The sequence below is a fragment of the Mesorhizobium sp. M0491 genome, from assembly GCF_040321265.1.
Classification (GTDB): Bacteria; Pseudomonadota; Alphaproteobacteria; order Rhizobiales; family Rhizobiaceae; genus Mesorhizobium.
Genome location: NZ_JAMYRE010000022.1, coordinates 31,733 through 49,382, shown reverse-complemented (window position 1 = coordinate 49,382; position 17,650 = coordinate 31,733). Strand labels below are relative to the sequence as shown.

Genomic DNA, 17,650 nt, shown 5'->3' with positions numbered 1-17,650 from the left:
TTCTCGATATCAGAACGTGACAAGTCCATGCTGACTTATCTGCACCAGTGCCTGTCCAATCAGCTTTGATACCCGCGATTCACAGCCGAGTTTTTTCGGTGGAAAGAATCACAATTGACTCGAATCGAAAGAACGATTGTAGCGCATCTACAGGGAGAACAAAACGGGAAAACAAGAATGGTGCCCTGTGCAGCCATCCCGCTCAAAGCTGACCGAGTCGCCCCTCGATGAACCGGCGTTCCGCCGGTTGCCGGGTCAACTCGATCGCCCGCCGGTAGGAGGTCCTTGCCGCTTCGGTCAAGCCAAGCCTGCGCTGCATTTCTGCTCGCGCCGCGTGCGCCAGATGGTAGCCGTCCAGCCCGCCTTGTCCCATGGCCGCCTCGATTGCCGCCAGTCCGGCCTGCGGGCCGTCGCGCATGCCTATGGCCGCGGCGCGGTTGAGTGCCACGACCGGCGAGGGGTCGACGCGGCCGAGCACATCGTAAAGCGCGACGATTTGTACCCAGTCGGTCTCCGCCGTGCCTGCCGCCTCGGCGTGGACGGAAGCAATGGCCGCCTGCAGGATGTAAGGTCCGATGCGGCGCGAGGCGATCGCCCGACCGATCAGGCCGTCGGCCTCGGCGATCAGCGAACGGTCCCACAGCGTGCGGTCCTGATCCTCTAGCAGGACAAGGTCGCCGCTGGCGTCGACCCGCGTCGCGCGCCGCGCCTCGTGCAGCAGCATCAGGGCCAGCAGCCCTTGCGCCTCCGGCTGGTCGAGCAGTTCGACCATCAGCCGGCCGAGCCGGATCGCCTCGGCGCACAGATCGGCCCGCGTCAGGTTCGGCCCCTCGGTTGCCGCGTAACCCTCATTGAAGATCAGGTAGATCACCTGCAGCGCACTCTCGAGACGCGCCGGCAGGTCGTCGCGGTCCGGCACTTCGTAAGGGATGGCCTCGTCGCGGATCTTCGCCTTGGCCCGCACGATGCGTTGCGCAATGGTCGGTGCCGGCGTCAGATAGGCGCGGGCGGTCTCTTCGGTGGTCAAACCACCCACTTCGCGCAGGGTCAGGGCGATGCGTGCATCCGGCGCCAGCGCCGGATGGCAGCAGACGAAGATGAGCCGCAATTCATCGTCCTGGATGTCTTCCGGCATGGCCGGCTCCGGTGTCGGCTCGGCCAGAGCCGTGAGCTCGGGCAGAGCCCCGGCCAGCCGCGCTTCCCGGCGCCAGCGGTCGATGGTCCTGAAGCGGCCGGCCGAGACCAGCCAGGAATAGGGATTGGCCGGCACACCCTGGCGCGGCCATTGTTCGGCGGCAGCAGTGAAGGCCTCATGCAAGGCCTCCTCCGCCGCGTCGAAACCGCCGAGCAGGCGGATCAAGGTCGCCAGCACGCGCCGCGCCTCGGTGCGGTAGGCCGCCTCCAGGGCGTCGCGCGGGCCGGCGGTGCTCACAGGACCGGCGGCGGCTGGCTGAAGTCGACGACCGGACGGACTTCGATAAAGCCGATCGTTGCCAGCGGATGGCCGCTCGCCACCCGCACCGCTTCATTGAGATCACGGGCTTCGATGACGATGATGCCGCCCAGGATTTCCTTGGTCTCCATGAACGGGCCGTCGACCGAAGACATCTTGCCGTCGCGGACCTGCACGGTCATCGCCTCTTCCGGCAACACCAGGGCCTCGGCGGTTACGAAGTGGCCGCTGGCCCTGAGCACCTCGTCATATCCGGCGCATTCGGCCAGCACGGCGTTGGCTTGCGGGCTGCCGCCGAACAGCGTCTTGGGGTGGTAGTAGATGAGACAGGCATAACGCATGGTGGGTTTCCTTTTCCAGGATTGTCTAGGGTTCTTGGGATCAGGCGTCGAGGATCGGTGCGAAGCCGCCGTGGACCCGGCGCTGGTTGTCGTAGGGCATGGTGTCGGCATACATGCGCGGATCGGCAATCACCTTCTTCCAGGCGTCGTCACGCACCTGCTTCGACGGCCATTCGACCCAGGCATAGACGACAACCTCATCGCCCGTCGCTTTCACGGCGCTGCGGTAATCGGTGATCTCGCCGTCGGGAACATCGTCGCCCCACGCCTCGACGACGCGGGTTGCGCCATGTTCCTTGATCACCGCGGCCTGCTTCGCCGCCACGGCAAGGTAGGCTTGCTTGTTGGCGGCCGGCACCGGCACCAGCGAGCCATCGATATAGCCGGTCTTGCCGGTCGTGTTCAGGTCGATGAACGGCGTGAAACCGCCGATGATCATGCGCTTGCCGTCAAAGGGCATGGACGCGCCGATCTCCGCCATGCGCGGGTCGCTCATCATCGTCTGATAGGCAGCGTCCGCCGCCGCCTTGTCCGCGTATTCGTGCCACGAAAAGGTGATGACCTCATCCGGCTTTGCCTTCACGGCTCCCTTGAAGTCGGTGATCTTGCCGCCGGGCACGTCGTCGCCCCATCCCTCGACCATCCGGGTGGTGCCGAACTCCTTCAGCACCGATGCCGCCTTGGCGACATGCTTGCGATAGGCTTCCTTGTTGGCGGCGGGCACCGCGGCGACAAATCCTGCGATATAGCTCATTGCGTCTCTCCTGTTGGCTGATGCCGTTTGACACTCTTGGCGTCTCGAAAGATCCGAGAACGCCAATGGTCGAACGGCACGGCCTGGATTCGACATCGCTCCGAATTTTTCTTCGGAGCGGTTCGAAACGCCACTGCCGCCTATTCGGAACCCAGCCTGTCGCCCCAGTCCAGCCGCCGGGCGAGCTTGAAGTCGGCGCCGTCGCGCTTGGTGAACAAGCGCTCGGCGGCGGTACCGTCGTCCTGGCAAAGCTTGAGCAGAACCTTGCCGGAGCCGGATTTCGGCGGCGCAAGAACCCGCGCCTGGTGCGAAGTGGGCCGTTCTCGGGAAGCCGCGACATAGATGAACTTCTCGTCTTCCCACGGCACGTCGGCATCCTTGGCCAGCCGATGCAGGCGCGAGCGGGCGACGCGGCGGGAAAAATGGCACCAGTCGGGCTGGATCAGCGGGCAGGGCGCCTGATGCGCGCAAGGCGCTAGCACATGCGCGCCCGCCTCGATCAACTGCCGGCGCACGGCAAGGATGCGCTGCCAGCCGGCAGGGGTGCCCGGCTCGACCACAAGCAGCGTGTCGGCGGTGAGTTGCCAGAGGCGGTCGATGAGCTTCGGCAGTGATGCGGGAGCGATTTCATCGAGCACATAGGCGCAAGTGACCAGATCGGCCGACTTGAGGTCGGCAAGGTCGATGGTGGCATCACCCGCCAGCCACCTCGTCTGGGCGGCAATCGCACCGGCGGCAAGTGTCTCGCCGACCTTGCGTACCGCCGCACTGGCTTCGAACAACACAGCCTGTTCGAGATCGGGCCACAGCTCAGTCGTGGCCCAAAGCGCAGTACCAGGACCTGCGCCGACATCGAGCAGGCTCTTGGGTTGGAAGGCGGGCTTGGCATCGCTCAGCGCATCGAGACTGGTGCGGATCGCGGCATAGGTCGCCGGCAGCCGCGTCGCCAGATAGGCTTTCACCGCCAGATCCTCGGCCATGTGTAGACGGCCGTCGCGCAATTCGGCACGATAACGGTCGGACAGCGTTTTTGCCGCTTGTTTGAGTACAGCCAGCGGAACGTTTTCGAGCAAGCGCTCGACACCTTGGCGAAGGGATGCCGGCAACTCCATCTCACGCGCCCCGCGGGACGAGAAGGATCACGGAAGCGCCGGCAATGCAGAGCGCCGCGCCGGCAAAATCCCAGCGGTCGGGGCGCACGTCCTCCACCAGCCACAGCCAGCCAAGCGATGCCGCAATGTAGATGCCGCCATAGGCGGCGTAGGCGCGACCGGCGGCTGACGTGTCGACCAGCGCCAGCAGGAGGCCGAACAGGGCAAGCGAGCCGAGGCCGGGAAGAAGCCAAAGCGGCGACTTATCCAGCCGCCACCAGGCCCAGAACGAAAAGCAGCCGGCGATCTCGGCCAGAGCGGCGGCGGCATAGAGGACGTAGGTCATGAAAAAGGTCCCGCGACGGTCACGGGACCTTTTTCAGTGCAGGCGCCGGCAATGGCAAGCGGCAATGCTATTCCTGGTCCGCAACCTTGCGGCGACGAGCCGGCTTGGCGGTCGGACTCTTTTTGACGGGAGCCGTTTCACGATGCCCCATATCGCGCATCTCGAGCGCCTTTTCGCATTTGGCCATGTAGTCGCGCGACATCGGCAGCGTATCGTTCTTCTTGGTGATCTGGATCTGGAAGATGACCAGGTCCTGCCAGCGGAAGGCGGCTTCCGAGGCCGCCAGATAGAATTCCCACATGCGGCAGAAGCGCTCGTCATAGATCGCCTTGGCCTTGTCGCGGTTGGCAGCGAAGCGCTCGCCCCAGTGCTTCAGCGTATCGGCATAGTGGAGCCGCAGGATCTCGACGTCGGTGACGACCAGGCCCGACTTTTCGATCGCCGGCATGACTTCCGAGAGCGAAGGGATATAGCCGCCCGGGAAGATGTATTTGCGGATGAATGCGCTGGTCGCCCACGGCACGCCGGAACGACCGATCGTGTGCAACAGCATCACGCCATCGGGCTTGAGCAGCGTCGCGCTCTTGTCGAAGAACGTACGGTAGTGGTTGACGCCGACATGCTCGAACATGCCGACCGAGACGATGCGATCGAAACGCTCGTTGAGTTCGCGGTAGTCCTTGAGCTCGAAATGCACGCGGCTTTCCAGCCCTTGCGCGTGCGCCCGGTCGGTGGCGACGCCATGCTGCTCGGTCGACAGCGTCACGCCCTGCACGTCGACGTCGAACGCTTTGGCGAGGTAGAGGCCAAGCCCGCCCCAGCCGGAGCCGATGTCGAGCACCGTCTGGCCGGCTTTCAGCCGGAGCTTGGCGGCGATGTGGCGCTTCTTGGCGGCCTGCGCTTCGTCCAGCGTCATGTCCGGCTGCTCGAAATAGGCGCAGGAATACTGCATGTCCTGGTCAAGGAAGAGCCGGTAGAGGTCGCCCGACAAATCGTAGTGGCGCTGCACGTTGCGGCGCGAGCGCGAGGCGGTGTTGATCTGCTGCAGGCGGCGGAAGGCGTGGCGCAGCCCTTCGATGGCCTTCGACCAGGTGGCGTCGATGCCGCCGCTGCCCATATTCTGGAAGGCGATGCGCATCACGCCCAGCACGCCGCCTTCGAGGATGTCGAGTTCGCCGTCCATGTAGGACTCTGGCACTGCCAGCATCGGATCGAAGGTGATGGCGCGCTCGGCATGCGCCGTCTTGATATGCATGTGCACCGGTTCGCCGCTGCCGTCGCCGAAAATCACAGCCGAGCCCTTGGGGCCGGTCACCTTGAGATTGCCGGTGCGCACCAGGCGGTCGAGAACGCGCTTCAACAGAATATTCATGACCAAATGTCCCCTCTCGGCCAGACAGGCTGCCTTGGCGCGTGACCGCGAAAATCGGTATCGATTTCGCCGGGGGTCTTGCGCCGAACCAAAGTTGCACAGCGTGCTTTGCGCGGCCAAAGGACGCGCTACGCCATAGTCTGCAACAATATATAGGGGTTCGAAAAGTTCCATTTGGCACAAAAATGCCCGGGCGAGAGACCCGGGCATTGGTCCAGCATGGCTGGATGACGGCAAAGTGATCGGAGCTTGGCTTTAAGTCGTGATCAGCCCATGGCTCCAATCGTCTTGCGAAGTGTGATCAGGCGTTGTCTTCGCCGCCCTCGAACTCGGTGTTCGGATCGAAGAAGTTCTCCGGCCGGGCGTTGTCGTTGATGTCGTCGCCATAGATGGCTTCGGCAGTGGTCAGTGTCTCGCCCTTGGCCTGGCGCTCGGCTTCGTCGGCCGTGCGGGCGATGTTGAGCGTGACGGTGACCTCGACTTCCGGATGCAGCGCGATCGCCACATTGGTGACACCGATGGTCTTGATCGGCTGGTTGAGCAGGATCTGGTTGCGGTTGATCGAGAAACCTTCCGCCGTCAGCAGATCGGCGATGTCGCGGGTCGAAACGGAACCGTAAAGCTGCCCGGTTTCGCCGGCGGAGCGGACGGCGATGAAGCTCTTGCCGTCGAGCTTTTCGGCGATCTGGGCCGCTTCCGACTTGCGCTCGAGGTTACGGGCTTCGAGTTGGGCGCGCTGGCCTTCGAACTTCTTCTTGTTGGCTTCGTTGGCGCGCAGCGCCTTGCCCTGCGGCAGCAGGAAGTTACGGGCAAAGCCGTCCTTGACCTTGACGGTGTCGCCCATCTGGCCGAGGCGGGAAACGCGTTCGAGAAGAATGACGTCCATGGTTTTGTTCCTTCGGTTGGGCGCCAATCAATCGATGAGATCGACGCCGAATGTCTCTGGAACAGGTCAGGAAGCTTGAGCGCCCGGGGGCGCTGGTGTCGCTGTCCTGCCTGTCGCGGCAGTTAGAGGTTTTTGACCTCAACCCGGGATTTGATGTCCAACCCTGCGGCGCCCGTCGCCGTGGGAGAGGAGCGGGCGGCGAGCCGCCCGCATTGACGCTATTAGCGAACCACGTAGGGCAGCAGGCCGAGGAAGCGGGCGCGCTTGATTGCCTTGGCGAGTTCGCGCTGCTTCTTCTGGCTGACGGCGGTGATGCGCGACGGCACGATCTTGCCGCGCTCGGAAATGTAGCGCTGCAGGAGACGCACGTCCTTGTAGTCGATCTTGGGCGCGTTGGCGCCTGAGAACGGGCAGGTCTTGCGGCGGCGATGGAACGGGCGCCGGGTCGGGATCTGATTGATGTCGACCATTATTCTGCACCCCCTTCAAAGCCTTCGCGCGGACGGCGCGGACCACGATCGGCACCGGCGTCGCCGAACGAGCGCGGCGGACGATCGCCACGGTCGCCGCGATCACGGTCGCCGAACGAGCGCGGGCCACGATCGCCACGGTCGCGGTCGCCGAAGCCGCCGCGTTCCGAGCGCTCTTCGCGCTTCTGCATCATGGCCGACGGGCCTTCCTCATGCGCCTCGACCTTGATGGTCAGGAAGCGCAGCACGTCTTCGGACAGGCCCATCTGGCGCTCCATCTCGTTGAGCGCGGCCGCTGGGCAATTCAGGTCCATCAGCGTGTAGTAAGCCTTCCGGTTCTTGTTGACCCGGTAGGTGAGGGACTTCAGTCCCCAATTCTCGACCCGGCCGACGGACCCGCCATTCGCGGAGATGACACCCTTGTACTGTTCGACAAGAGCATCGACCTGCTGCTGCGAGAGGTCCTGCCGGGCAAGAAACACATGTTCGTAAAGAGCCATTATGTCTTATGCCTTTCTTCGTTTCTCTCCCGGTTCCCGGCGGCAAAAGCCTCTGCAACTTCTCTGACCCGCAAACCCTCGAAGGGGCAGGGGGAAGAAAGGAGCATAACGAGACGGTCGAGAGCGGAGACACGGGAGGCGGAAGCACTTCCGGCTTCACACGAAGGTTCTAAAAAACCTCCGGCCCTCCGTTCAGCCCCCAGCAAGGACCGGCAGATTGCGGGCGTCTATATAGCAATCCGACCGTAAAGCAAGGGCAAGCGGCATTCCCGTGTGTCCCACGTGACGATCGGGGAGCAGCAACGGCGGAAGTTGTGGTTTCCGGGAACCACGTCTTAACCACACTAGAAGGTTGTGTGGAGTTGAAGCCCAGCCGTCAACGGTCGATTCATCATGGAAGGCGCAAAAGCCCGGACGACCGCACAAAAGCGGCAAGCATTTCCGGGGGTAAGGATGCTTCTCGACAAATTCTGGCGCTCGAAGAGCGGCAATTTCACGCTTGTGCTGGCACTGGGTTTGCCGGTCATCCTGACAGCAGTCGCTTTCGCAACCGATGTCTCGACCCTTATGCGGGCCAAGAGCAATTTGCAGAACGCTCTCGATTCGGCAAACCTTGCTTCCTCGCACCTTGGCGATCTCGACATCACCCGCAATGACGCTTTCAACCGCTATTTCCAAGCCAACATCGTCGGTCATGGCGAGCTCGGCAATGCGCAGGCGACGTTGACTGTCGACAAGGGCGTCAACTTCGTCAAGACAAAGGCGGTTGCCTCGGCGGACGTCAATCTCAACTTCGCCTTCCTGTTCGGCGACAGCAAGCGCATCGTCGTCGATGCCTCGGCGGTCGAATCGAACAACCAGCTCGAAGTCGTGCTGGTGCTGGACAACACCGGCTCGATGGCCGGCGCGCGCATGACGGCGTTGAGGACGGCGACAAAATCGTTGCTCGACACGCTCGAAGCGGCGAAATCGCCGACGCGCAAGATCCGCGCCTCGCTGGTTCCTTTCGTAACCGCTGTCAACGTCAATGGCGACGGCTTCGATCCGTCCTGGATCGACATGGACGGCAAGTCCTCGACCAACGGCGTCAATTTTCCCGTCATCGACGGCAAGCGACCGAACCACATGGCGCTTTTCAAACAGCTCAAGAAGACCGGATGGACCGATGCCGGATGGAATGGCACCGGATGGAAGGGTTGTGTCGAGGCGCGGCCAGGCGCTTACAATATCTCCGACACGCCACCCGACACGGCCAAGCCCGACACGCTGTTCGTGCCGTACTTTGCGCCGGACGATCCCGAAGACGCCCAAAAGCCGTCTGGCGCCTATGGCAATTCGGACAAATACTACAACAACTCCTACCTCAACGATGTCAGCGACAAAACCAGGCTTGCCCAGTCGGGCATCAACATTCTGGGCATCGATCTCAGCAACCTGCTCGGCAACCTCATCGACCTTTTGTCACCCGATGACAGGGCTGCCAGGGAAAAGATCGCCAAATATGTTGCGCCCGCCAAGGAACTCATCACCGAGACCGGCTCTCCCATCACTATCGGCCCGAACCGTGCGTGTCCGACCCCGGTGGTCGCCCTGACCGACGATTTCGACAAGCTGCGCAAGGCAGCCAGTCAGATGACCGAGTGGAACGGTTCGGGCACCAATGTCTCCGAGGGCCTGTCATGGGGTATGCGGGTGCTGTCGCCCGCCGCGCCCTACACCGATGGAGCGCCGTGGAAGACGCCCGGCATCAGCAAGATCGTGCTGTTGCTCACCGACGGTGAGAACGTCGTCTATGGCGCCAGCCAACAGCCGACGAAGTCTGACTACACATCATATGGCTATCTGGCCGGCGGTCGTTTCGGATCGGATAACCAGACGACGGCGGCACGCAACGTCGATGGCTGGACCAAAAGCGTCTGCACCCAATTGAAGGACCAGGGCGTGCAGATCTACACCATGGTGCTGCAGTCCGACACCGCAGCCAACCGTGCGCTTTACAGCGCCTGCGCCTCTGATCCGAGCGGCTATTATGCAGTCAACGATCCGACCAAATTGCCGGACGTCTTCCAGCAGATTGCCAACAAGTTCTCAAAGCTGCAATTGACGAACTAAAGGCGGTCTCAACTCGTATGGGCGGCGACAATCTTGTCGACCGTTTCGGGGAAGAAGTCGGGTGCCGCGTGGCGTTTGCCGAACATCATATCGTACTGCAGCAGGCGGAAATCGCGGATCGCCGGATCGATCTCCTTTTGTCGCGCCCAATCGGGCGTGGCTTCGCCAGCCGGCGTCAGCAGAAGATTGCGGTCGACGACACGGTAGCGTTCGCTCATCTCGCCCAGGAAGCCGGTGTAGTAGGGATGGCTGATCCCGGCCGTTTTCAGGATATGATAGGGCAGGAAGGCTGGGCTGACGGCACCCATGTGCTCAGCCGGTCCGGTGCGGTTCGACCAGATGACCAGCGGCGTCTCGTGGTGTTCGAGGGCGGCCTCGGGCGACGCTTCCTTGCGCGGCGCGACATTGTCCTTGAGGAAGCCGGTTTCGACGTAGACCGGCCCCAGCGGCGGCAGATGATCGCCGAAGAAGGCGATCACGGTGGGACGGGAGCGTTTCTTCGCCCATTCGACCAGGCGTTCAAGGCCGCGATCCGCATCGGCTGAACCCTCGGCATAGCTAAGCAGCGATTCGCGCGCCCATTGGCTGATCGGCGCCTTCACCGTATGCGTCGGATTGTAATAGCGGTTCGGCTCGTAAGGACCGTGGTTTTGCAGGCTGACGGCAAAGAAGAACACTGGCTCGTCGCTGGCGTCGGCCTCGCTGATGATCTCGTCGGTCATCGCCGCGTCCGATGCCAGCGGCCCGCGCTTTTGCATGGGCGGCAGCGTCTCTTCCGACTTGAAGTCGTTGAAGCCGAAATCGGCGTAGACCGCGCCACGGTTCCAGAACCAGTTGGTGCCGGGATGGATGGCGCGCGCCCGGTAACCCTGGCTCTTGAGGAAGGTTGCCAGCGAAGGCGTCGGCGTGCGCACATATTGCTGATAGGGGATGCTGCCGGCCGGCAGGAAGGCGTTGGAAAAGCCGGTCAGGGCCTCGAACTCGATGTTGGCGGTCATGCCGCCGAATTCCGGCGAGAACATCGAGCCCGAGCGCAGCGCCCGCACGTTGGGGATCGGATCGGGCGTGATGGTGACGCCGGGCAGCTTGGTCGGATCCCAGAAGGATTCGCTCATGACGATGATGATGTCGGGCTTCTCGGCCGGCACCGAGGCGGTTACATCAGGTCTGCCGATCGCCGCGATCGCTTTGTCGGTATAGCCTGGCGGCGCCGAGACATGCGCCATCGGCACATTGAGGGCGAAGGCCAGCGCAAAACCGTTGGAGGCATAGTTTTCCTTCTGGTCCCACATGATCGGGATGATCTGCAGCCGGTCCCTGGTCCAGGAGAAGGTGGCGTAGTCCATGATCGAAACGAAGAAGGCGAGCAGCGGCACGGCCAGCGTCAGCCGGGCAAGGCGGCCCTTGCGGCTGAGCGCGGGAACCTTGCGGCGCCACAGCCGCCAGCCGTAGACGAGCAGTGACAGGCCGGCGACGATGCCGACGACCATGGCGAGCGCGGTCATCGGCCGGTCGCGCACCAAAAGCGGCAGCAGCGCGAAGATCTGGCGGGCATAGAGGAAATCGGTGGGATAGAGCGGATCGCCGAGATAATGCGACTTCTGGTGGCCGACGAAGGCAAGGGATAGCGTCAGCGGCGCGACGATCATCAGGCTCTGATGGCTGCGGCCGAGCACCGCATCGAGGCCGATCAGGATCAGCGCGAAGACGACGATGGTGGTCCAGCCGGGCTTCAGCGGCTGCAGGAAGAAGGAGACGGTGCCAGCAAAATCGCCGCGCACGATCAGTTCGATCGCAAACACCAGGACGGCCGCGATCGCCAGGCTGACAAGCCCATAGCGCACGACCGGCCATCTCCTGCCCGGCAGATAGCCGGTGGAGGGGTCGTCTTCCAGGAACTGTGGCGCGGGCTTGCCGGCGCGTTTGTAACTCTTTGCCACTTAAACTTCCCCACCCAGCGACAAACACGTCACTCGATTGTCATGGAATTGTCACGCAAAGCTAGCGCCTGTGGCCAAAATAAGAAGAGCCAGCAAACGAATCGTGAGCGGTTTTCATCAGGAGTGATCGCCAAAAAGCCTTTCGGAACAGGCACTCGGCGGATGAGGCGGCCGTCGGGCAGGGTCGAACCGGGCTTGACTTGGCGCCCCGCCATGCCTCACAGGCAAGAAAAACCCGTCTTCAGGCAAGCAAAACCAGCCCTTGGGAGCCCTCGCATGGCCGTCGCATTCACCTTTCCCGGACAAGGCAGCCAGGCGGTCGGCATGGGCAAGGATCTCGCCGACGCCTTCCCCGAAGCGCGCAGGGTCTTCCAGGAAGTCGACGACGCACTTGGTGAGAACTTGTCGAAGCTGATCTGGGAAGGGCCGGAAGAGGCGTTGACGCTGACCGCAAACGCGCAGCCGGCACTGATGGCGGTGTCCCTGGCCGTGGTCCGGGCGCTGGAATCGCGCGGCTTCTCGCTGAAAGGCAAGGTCACCTATGTCGCCGGTCATTCGCTGGGCGAATATTCGGCGTTGGCCGCTGCTGGCTTCGTTTCGGTTGCCGATGCCGCCCGGTTGCTGCGCATACGCGGCAATGCCATGCAGGCGGCGGTGCCGGCCGGCGAGGGCGCCATGGCGGCGATCATCGGATTGGAACAGGCCGATGTCGAAGCAGCCTGCACCGAGGCATCCAAAGGGTCGGTCTGTCAGATCGCCAACGACAATGGCGGCGGTCAGCTGGTTATTTCCGGAACCAAGGCTGCGGTCGAACTGGCGGCGAAACTGTGCACGGAAAAGGGCGCCAAGCGAGCGCTGATGCTGCAGGTTTCCGCGCCTTTCCACTCCGCGCTGATGGCGCCCGCGGCCGACGTCATGCGGGAAGCCCTGGCCGGCGTGACAAAGAATTCGCCGGTGGTTCCCGTCCTATCCAATGTCACGGTTAGCCCGACCAGCGATCCGGACGAGATCGCCCGCCGCCTGGTCGAACAGATAACCGGCCGCGTGCGTTGGCGCGAGACGGTGGAGTGGTTCGGCGCGAACGGCATCACCACGCTTTACGAAATCGGCGCCGGCAAGGTGCTTTCAGGATTGGCGCGGCGCATCAACCGCGACATTGCCACCGCGTCGGTCGGCTCCGCGGCTGAGGTCGAGGCAGTGCTGGTGGCGCTTCGTTGAGCTGCGCAACTTGAATTCACCGGCGCATGACCACATACATGCATCGCAACGAGGTGCGGCATGCCCACATCGATCCGTCTTTCTTCTGAAGTCGAGCGACGGTTGGATTCGCTTTCGGCCGAAACCGGTCGCAGCAAGGCTTACTATCTGCGCGAATTCATTGAGCGGGGCCTTGAGGATGTAGAGGATTACTACCTTGCCGCCGAGGTGCTCGGGCGGATCAGGAGCGGCGAAGAAGGCATTCTGAGAGCCGAAGACTTCTGGAACGGCGACGTCTACAGATAGCCAATTCGCGGGCTGTCCGATTTGAAAGAGGATTAAACACATGTTCGAATTGACTGGCCGCAAGGCGCTCGTCACCGGCGCATCGGGAGGCATCGGTGAGGCGATCGCCAGGATGCTGCATGCGCAGGGCGCGATCGTCGGCCTGCATGGCACCCGCGTCGAGAAACTGGAAGCGCTGGCTAGCGAGCTTGGCGACCGGGTCAAGCTGTTCCCGGCCAACCTGTCGAACCGTGACGAGGTCAAGGCGCTCGGCCAGAAAGCCGAGGCCGATCTCGAAGGCGTCGACATCCTGGTCAACAATGCCGGCATCACCAAGGACGGGCTGTTCGTGCGCATGTCGGATGCCGACTGGGACACCGTGCTCGAAGTCAACCTGACCGCCGTGTTCAGGCTGACCCGCGAACTCACCCATCCGATGATGCGCCGCCGCCATGGCCGCATCATCAACATCACCTCGGTGGTCGGCGTCACCGGCAATCCCGGCCAGACCAATTATTGCGCCTCAAAGGCCGGCATGATCGGCTTTTCCAAATCGCTGGCACAGGAGATCGCCACCCGCAACATCACCGTCAACTGCGTCGCCCCGGGCTTCATCGAATCGGCGATGACCGACAAGCTCAACGACAAGCAGAAAGAGGCGATCATGGCGGCGATCCCCACGCGGCGCATGGGCACCAGCGTTGAAGTCGCGTCCGCCGTCGCTTATCTCGCCTCCAACGAAGCCGCCTACGTCACCGGCCAGACCATCCACGTGAATGGCGGCATGGCGATGATCTAACGAGGTTCGGCAGCAACGCCGGCGGGTTGTGAAAAGAGACCATTTCGGCTTGGACCTCAGCTATTTTTCGTGTAATGCGGCCCGCAACCCGGCGGTTCGGGCAAAAACCGGTCCGTAGTCGTTGCGTTTCCGGCAGGACCATCTTTCAGCTTGATTAGCGGCATTCTGCCCGCTAACGAAGACAGACAAACAAAAGACGAGGATGCCCAAATGAGTGACACCGCAGAGCGCGTCAAGAAGATCGTCATCGAGCACCTTGGCGTCGATGCCGACAAAGTGACGGAGCAGGCGAGCTTCATCGATGATCTGGGCGCCGACAGCCTCGACACGGTCGAACTCGTCATGGCGTTCGAAGAAGAATTCGGCGTCGAGATTCCCGACGATGCGGCTGAGACCATCCTGACCGTTGGCGATGCCGTGAAGTACATCGACAAGGCTTCGGCCTGACGCTTTCCGCAGTCATCACCGGGGAGGACCTGCGATGAGGCGTGTCGTCGTCACGGGCCTTGGGTTGCTGTCGCCGTTCGGCATGGGCTTCGAGCACAGCTGGAAGGAACTTCTGACCGGCCGCAGCGCTGCCAAGCGCATCACTGAGTTCGAGGTGGAGGATCTTGCCTGCAAGATCGCCCACGTCATTCCGCGTGGTGACGGCAGCAATGCCACCTTCAATCCGGAGGCCGTGCTCGAGCCGAAGGAACTGCGCAAGATCGGCGACTTCATCCTGTATGGGATTGCCGCCGCCGACGAGGCGCTGAAGGATTCCGGCTGGGAACCCAAGACGCATGAAGAGCGGTGTGCCACCGGCGTCCTGATCGGCTCCGGCATCGGCGGCATCGAGGGCATCGCCGAGAACGCGACGATCCTCAAGGAGCGCGGCCCGCGCCGCATCAGCCCTTTCTTCATCCCGGGCCAGATCATCAATCTCGTCTCCGGGCAGGTTTCGATCCGGCACGGGCTGAAAGGCCCGAACCATGCCGTCGTCACGGCCTGTTCGACCGGCGCGCACGCTATTGGCGATGCTGCCCGGTTGATCATGTGGGGCGATGCCGACGTGATGGTCGCCGGTGGCGCCGAAGCGCCGGTGACGCGGCTGTCGATCGCCGGCTTTGCCGCATGCCGGGCACTGTCGACGGAACGCAATGATTCGCCGCAAATGGCGTCGCGACCCTATGATCGGGACCGCGACGGCTTCGTCATGGGCGAGGGCGCCGGCGTTGTCGTGCTCGAGGAGCTCGAACATGCCAGGGCGCGCGGCGCCAAGATCTATGCCGAGGTGACGGGTTATGGTCTCACCGGCGATGCGCATCACATCACCGCGCCCGCCGAGGATGGCGATGGCGCCTTCCGTTGCATGACGGCGGCACTGAACCGGGCCAAGTTGACGCCGGCCGATGTCGACTACATCAACGCGCACGGCACCTCGACCATGGCCGACACGATTGAGCTCGGTGCCGTCGAGCGGCTTGTCGGCAATGCCGCATCGAAGATTTCGATGTCGTCAACCAAGTCGTCGATCGGCCATCTGCTTGGAGCGGCGGGTGCCGCCGAAGCGATCTTCTCTATCCTTGCCATCAGAGACAATGTCGCGCCGCCGACCATCAATCTCGATAACCCGGAACGCGAAACCGCGATCGATCTGGTGCCGAACAAGCCGCGTGCCCGCCAGATCGACGTGGCGCTGTCCAATTCCTTCGGCTTTGGCGGGACCAACGCGTCGCTGGTCTTCCAGCGCTACAATGGCTGATCGTCCGGCTGCCGGGCGGCGCTTTGGCGTGCCGTCAATTTTGCCATATTCGCCCCTACTCTGCCGCTGGGGATTCGTTGGGCGATCAAACGGTAGGGCGAAATGAACACAAATCCGGCAGGCAACGGAGAATTCGGGCAACGGCCGCCGACATCCGGCCCGATCGTGCCGAAAACGGCCAGCGAGGCGTTGCGGCCAGAGGCTGGCACGCCACCGCCGAAGCGCTCGCGTGCGTCACGCAGCCAGGTCGTCGTGTTCATGAACTTCGTCATCTCCTCGGTGATGCTGGTGGTTCTGGCGGCCGGCGTCGCGGTCTATTTCGGCAAGCAGGAATTCACCGAACCCGGACCTTCGGCTAATGGCGACACCTTCCTGGTCAAGCCGAACACCGGCGTCCAGGATATCGCCGACCAGCTCGAACGCCGCGGACTGATCAGCGACGCCCGGGTATTCCGTCTTGGCGTGCGGGCCTTCGGCAATGATTCCGCGCTGAAAGCCGGCGAGTACGAGATCAAGCCCAGGGCTTCCATGCGCGATATCATGGAGCTTTTGAAGAGCGGCAAGTCGGTGATGTATTCGCTGACCATTCCTGAGGGACTGACGGTCGACCAGGCATTGCAGCGCATCGCCGAGGAGACTGCGTTGAGCGGCGACATGCCGGCAACCACGCCGCCGGAGGGCAGCCTCGCCACCGACACGCTGCGCTTCACGCGCGGCGCGACACGCCAGCAGATGGTCGACAAGCTGCTGGCGGATCAGAAGAAGCTGGTCGACGATGTCTGGGAGCGGCGCGCGCCTGACCTGCCGCTGGCCAACGTCGAGGAGTTCGTCACGCTGGCCTCGATCGTCGAGAAGGAGACGGGCAAGGGTGACGAGCGTTCGCGAGTTGCCGCCGTCTTCCTGAACCGGCTTGCCAAGGGCATGCGCCTGCAATCCGATCCAACCATCATCTATGGGCTGTTCGGCGGCAAGGGAAAGCCGGCGGACCGGCCGATCTACCAGTCGGACATCCAGAAACAGACTCCCTACAACACCTATGTGATCAATGGCTTGCCGCCGACGCCGATTGCCAATCCGGGTCGTGCAGCGCTGGAGGCGGTGGCCAATCCGTCGAAAACCGCCGACCTCTTTTTCGTTGCCGACGGCACCGGCGGGCACGTCTTTGCCGCGACGCTGGACGAGCACAACGAGAATGTCGCCCGCTATCGCGCGTTGCTGAAGAAGCAGGCCGATGATGCCGCCAAAGCCGCCAAGACGACTGGCACCGGCGACAGCGATGCCAGCGGCGGTGACGCGGGCGCTGCCCAATAAATGAAGAAAGGCGTTGCCCGACAGGCAACGCCCTGACATTTGGAAGAGCGCCGCGCGTCCGATTTCGACGCGCCTGCGGCGCAGTCTTTTTTCAAGCCGCACTCGCTCCTGTCCGGAAAGCCGGTTCAGGGCGATGTGCCAGGGACGTGTGGGCGATATGAATTTGCAGAGCATGACCGGTTTTGCACGTGCCGTCGCCGAGCACGAAGGCACTTCGATCGCCTGGGAGGTCAAGTCCGTCAACGGCAAGAGCGTCGAGGTACGGCTGCGGCTGCCGCAAGGCTTCGAACGGTTGGAACCTGCTGTCCGGCAGATACTTCAGAAACGTTTTGCACGCGGCAATTTCCAGGCGACGCTGACCATCGGCCGTGCCGTTGGCGCGCAGGCGCAGCCGGTCGTCAACGAAGCCTTCCTGAAGGACCTTGCTGGGCTCGCCAAACGGCTGCAGGAGCAATTCGGCGTTGCTGCGGCGACGTCAGATGGATTGCTTTCGCTGCGCGGCGTGCTCGACATTCCTGAAACCGTCGAAACCGAGGAGGCGAGGGCCGCGCTCGATGCCGCGATCATGGTCGCGCTCGAAGTGGCCTTGAACGGGCTCGAACAGGCACGTCAGGGCGAAGGAGCCGCGCTGGCTTTGCTGTTGTCGGGTCATATCGACACGATCGAGGTGCTGACGCTGCGAGCCGAGGCGGATCCATCCCGCGAGACGACGGTGATTCGCGAACGCATCGCCGAGCAGGTCAGGCTGCTGATGGACGCTTCCGCCAATCTGGATGCCACCCGACTGCACATGGAGGCGGCGTTCCTGGCCACCAAAGCCGATATTCGCGAAGAGATCGACCGGCTGAAAACGCATGTCGCGTCCGGCCGGGCTCTGCTGCTGGGCGGCGGTGCGGTCGGTCGCAAGCTCGATTTTCTGGCACAGGAATTTAACCGCGAATCGAATACGCTGTGTTCCAAATCGAATGCCGCAGCCGTCACCGCGATCGGCCTGGACCTGAAGGCGGTGGTCGACCAATTTCGTGAACAGATCCAGAATCTGGAGTAGC

Annotated in this window: 19 protein-coding genes; 8 read left to right on the top strand and 11 right to left on the bottom strand. The window is 62.9% G+C overall.

What is annotated here, in order from left to right; translation table 11 throughout:
• Positions 1 to 202: 202 nt before the first annotated feature.
• From NKI69_RS25310 to rpsF, 9 genes are all read right to left on the bottom strand, one after another.
• Positions 203 to 1,432, bottom strand: coding sequence for an RNA polymerase sigma factor (locus tag NKI69_RS25310; RefSeq protein ID WP_352722766.1), 1,230 nt, complete (start codon positions 1,430 to 1,432; stop codon positions 203 to 205).
• A complete protein-coding gene (locus tag NKI69_RS25305; RefSeq protein ID WP_128303068.1) occupies positions 1,429 to 1,794 on the bottom strand; it encodes a YciI family protein in 366 nt (121 codons plus the stop codon). Before NKI69_RS25305 ends, NKI69_RS25310 begins: the two co-directional genes overlap by 4 nt.
• Positions 1,795 to 1,834: 40 nt before the next feature.
• On the bottom strand, positions 1,835 to 2,548 hold the full coding sequence (locus NKI69_RS25300) for a DUF1428 domain-containing protein (protein WP_352722765.1): 714 nt from the start codon (positions 2,546 to 2,548) through the stop codon (positions 1,835 to 1,837).
• 140 nt (positions 2,549 to 2,688) lie between these two features.
• Positions 2,689 to 3,660, bottom strand: a complete 972-nt coding sequence (locus tag NKI69_RS25295) for a small ribosomal subunit Rsm22 family protein (RefSeq protein ID WP_023813754.1) — start codon at positions 3,658 to 3,660, stop codon at positions 2,689 to 2,691.
• Position 3,661: 1 nt separating this feature from the next.
• Positions 3,662 to 3,985, bottom strand: a complete 324-nt coding sequence (locus tag NKI69_RS25290) for a YnfA family protein (RefSeq protein ID WP_023813755.1) — start codon at positions 3,983 to 3,985, stop codon at positions 3,662 to 3,664.
• Positions 3,986 to 4,052: 67 nt separating this feature from the next.
• Entirely contained in the window at positions 4,053 to 5,357 is a 1,305-nt protein-coding gene (locus tag NKI69_RS25285) for a cyclopropane fatty acid synthase (RefSeq protein ID WP_023813756.1), read from the bottom strand.
• Between the two features lie 301 nt (positions 5,358 to 5,658).
• Positions 5,659 to 6,243, bottom strand: a complete 585-nt coding sequence (rplI, locus tag NKI69_RS25280; protein WP_127289263.1) for a 50S ribosomal protein L9 — start codon at positions 6,241 to 6,243, stop codon at positions 5,659 to 5,661.
• A 221-nt stretch (positions 6,244 to 6,464) separates the two neighbouring features.
• On the bottom strand, positions 6,465 to 6,713 hold the full coding sequence (rpsR, locus tag NKI69_RS25275; RefSeq protein WP_006203718.1) for a 30S ribosomal protein S18: 249 nt from the start codon (positions 6,711 to 6,713) through the stop codon (positions 6,465 to 6,467).
• Positions 6,713 to 7,213, bottom strand: a complete 501-nt coding sequence (gene rpsF / locus NKI69_RS25270; RefSeq protein WP_013532520.1) for a 30S ribosomal protein S6 — start codon at positions 7,211 to 7,213, stop codon at positions 6,713 to 6,715. The genes rpsR and rpsF overlap by 1 nt, the downstream gene beginning before the upstream one ends.
• Positions 7,214 to 7,666: 453 nt before the next feature.
• On the opposite strand from rpsF, the gene NKI69_RS25265 reads away from it, so the two are divergent.
• Entirely contained in the window at positions 7,667 to 9,325 is a 1,659-nt protein-coding gene (locus tag NKI69_RS25265) for a pilus assembly protein TadG-related protein (protein ID WP_352442173.1), read from the top strand.
• A gap of 8 nt (positions 9,326 to 9,333) precedes the next feature.
• On the opposite strand, the gene NKI69_RS25260 is transcribed toward NKI69_RS25265, so the two are convergent.
• Complete coding sequence (locus tag NKI69_RS25260) at positions 9,334 to 11,265, bottom strand: LTA synthase family protein (protein WP_352442174.1); 1,932 nt, start codon at positions 11,263 to 11,265, stop codon at positions 9,334 to 9,336.
• 276 nt (positions 11,266 to 11,541) lie between these two features.
• Between NKI69_RS25260 and fabD the strand changes: the two genes are divergently transcribed.
• The 5 genes from fabD (at position 11,542) to fabF (ending at position 15,290) form a co-directional block, all read left to right on the top strand.
• Positions 11,542 to 12,483 (top strand): ACP S-malonyltransferase, encoded by a 942-nt coding sequence (gene fabD, locus NKI69_RS25255; RefSeq protein ID WP_352631896.1) that lies wholly within the window; start codon positions 11,542 to 11,544, stop codon positions 12,481 to 12,483.
• Between the two features lie 60 nt (positions 12,484 to 12,543).
• Entirely contained in the window at positions 12,544 to 12,768 is a 225-nt protein-coding gene (gene relB, locus NKI69_RS25250; RefSeq protein ID WP_352631894.1) for a type II toxin-antitoxin system RelB family antitoxin, read from the top strand.
• Positions 12,769 to 12,808: 40 nt separating this feature from the next.
• Complete coding sequence (gene fabG, locus NKI69_RS25245; protein WP_023813762.1) at positions 12,809 to 13,546, top strand: 3-oxoacyl-[acyl-carrier-protein] reductase; 738 nt, start codon at positions 12,809 to 12,811, stop codon at positions 13,544 to 13,546.
• A gap of 210 nt (positions 13,547 to 13,756) precedes the next feature.
• Positions 13,757 to 13,993, top strand: a complete 237-nt coding sequence (locus tag NKI69_RS25240; RefSeq protein WP_006203723.1) for an acyl carrier protein — start codon at positions 13,757 to 13,759, stop codon at positions 13,991 to 13,993.
• A 34-nt stretch (positions 13,994 to 14,027) separates the two neighbouring features.
• Positions 14,028 to 15,290, top strand: a complete 1,263-nt coding sequence (gene fabF, locus NKI69_RS25235) for a beta-ketoacyl-ACP synthase II (RefSeq protein WP_352609745.1) — start codon at positions 14,028 to 14,030, stop codon at positions 15,288 to 15,290.
• Here fabF and NKI69_RS25230 read toward each other — a convergent pair.
• On the bottom strand, positions 15,278 to 15,550 hold the full coding sequence (locus NKI69_RS25230; RefSeq protein ID WP_352442176.1) for a hypothetical protein: 273 nt from the start codon (positions 15,548 to 15,550) through the stop codon (positions 15,278 to 15,280). The two genes, fabF and NKI69_RS25230, sit on opposite strands and share 13 nt — an antisense overlap.
• Between NKI69_RS25230 and mltG the strand changes: the two genes are divergently transcribed.
• Together mltG and NKI69_RS25220 are read left to right on the top strand one after the other, a co-directional pair.
• Complete coding sequence (mltG, locus tag NKI69_RS25225) at positions 15,549 to 16,601, top strand: endolytic transglycosylase MltG (RefSeq protein WP_352722764.1); 1,053 nt, start codon at positions 15,549 to 15,551, stop codon at positions 16,599 to 16,601. The genes NKI69_RS25230 and mltG overlap by 2 nt on opposite strands.
• A gap of 157 nt (positions 16,602 to 16,758) precedes the next feature.
• Entirely contained in the window at positions 16,759 to 17,649 is an 891-nt protein-coding gene (locus tag NKI69_RS25220; RefSeq protein ID WP_352442178.1) for a YicC/YloC family endoribonuclease, read from the top strand.
• Position 17,650 lies beyond the last annotated feature (1 nt).

Coding starts and splice junctions, on each gene's coding strand:
- fabD (WP_352631896.1), top strand. CDS start 11,542: ATGGCCGTCGCATTCACCTTTCCCGGACAAGGCAGCCAGGCGGTCGGC.
- NKI69_RS25230 (WP_352442176.1), bottom strand. CDS start 15,550: ATGAACACGACGACCTGGCTGCGTGACGCACGCGAGCGCTTCGGCGGT.
- NKI69_RS25300 (WP_352722765.1), bottom strand. CDS start 2,548: ATGAGCTATATCGCAGGATTTGTCGCCGCGGTGCCCGCCGCCAACAAG.
- NKI69_RS25240 (WP_006203723.1), top strand. CDS start 13,757: ATGAGTGACACCGCAGAGCGCGTCAAGAAGATCGTCATCGAGCACCTT.
- NKI69_RS25295 (WP_023813754.1), bottom strand. CDS start 3,660: ATGGAGTTGCCGGCATCCCTTCGCCAAGGTGTCGAGCGCTTGCTCGAA.
- fabG (WP_023813762.1), top strand. CDS start 12,809: ATGTTCGAATTGACTGGCCGCAAGGCGCTCGTCACCGGCGCATCGGGA.
- NKI69_RS25290 (WP_023813755.1), bottom strand. CDS start 3,985: ATGACCTACGTCCTCTATGCCGCCGCCGCTCTGGCCGAGATCGCCGGC.
- relB (WP_352631894.1), top strand. CDS start 12,544: ATGCCCACATCGATCCGTCTTTCTTCTGAAGTCGAGCGACGGTTGGAT.
- NKI69_RS25285 (WP_023813756.1), bottom strand. CDS start 5,357: ATGAATATTCTGTTGAAGCGCGTTCTCGACCGCCTGGTGCGCACCGGC.
- mltG (WP_352722764.1), top strand. CDS start 15,549: ATGAACTTCGTCATCTCCTCGGTGATGCTGGTGGTTCTGGCGGCCGGC.
- rpsF (WP_013532520.1), bottom strand. CDS start 7,213: ATGGCTCTTTACGAACATGTGTTTCTTGCCCGGCAGGACCTCTCGCAG.
- NKI69_RS25305 (WP_128303068.1), bottom strand. CDS start 1,794: ATGCGTTATGCCTGTCTCATCTACTACCACCCCAAGACGCTGTTCGGC.
- NKI69_RS25220 (WP_352442178.1), top strand. CDS start 16,759: ATGAATTTGCAGAGCATGACCGGTTTTGCACGTGCCGTCGCCGAGCAC.
- rpsR (WP_006203718.1), bottom strand. CDS start 6,713: ATGGTCGACATCAATCAGATCCCGACCCGGCGCCCGTTCCATCGCCGC.
- NKI69_RS25265 (WP_352442173.1), top strand. CDS start 7,667: ATGCTTCTCGACAAATTCTGGCGCTCGAAGAGCGGCAATTTCACGCTT.
- fabF (WP_352609745.1), top strand. CDS start 14,028: ATGAGGCGTGTCGTCGTCACGGGCCTTGGGTTGCTGTCGCCGTTCGGC.
- rplI (WP_127289263.1), bottom strand. CDS start 6,243: ATGGACGTCATTCTTCTCGAACGCGTTTCCCGCCTCGGCCAGATGGGC.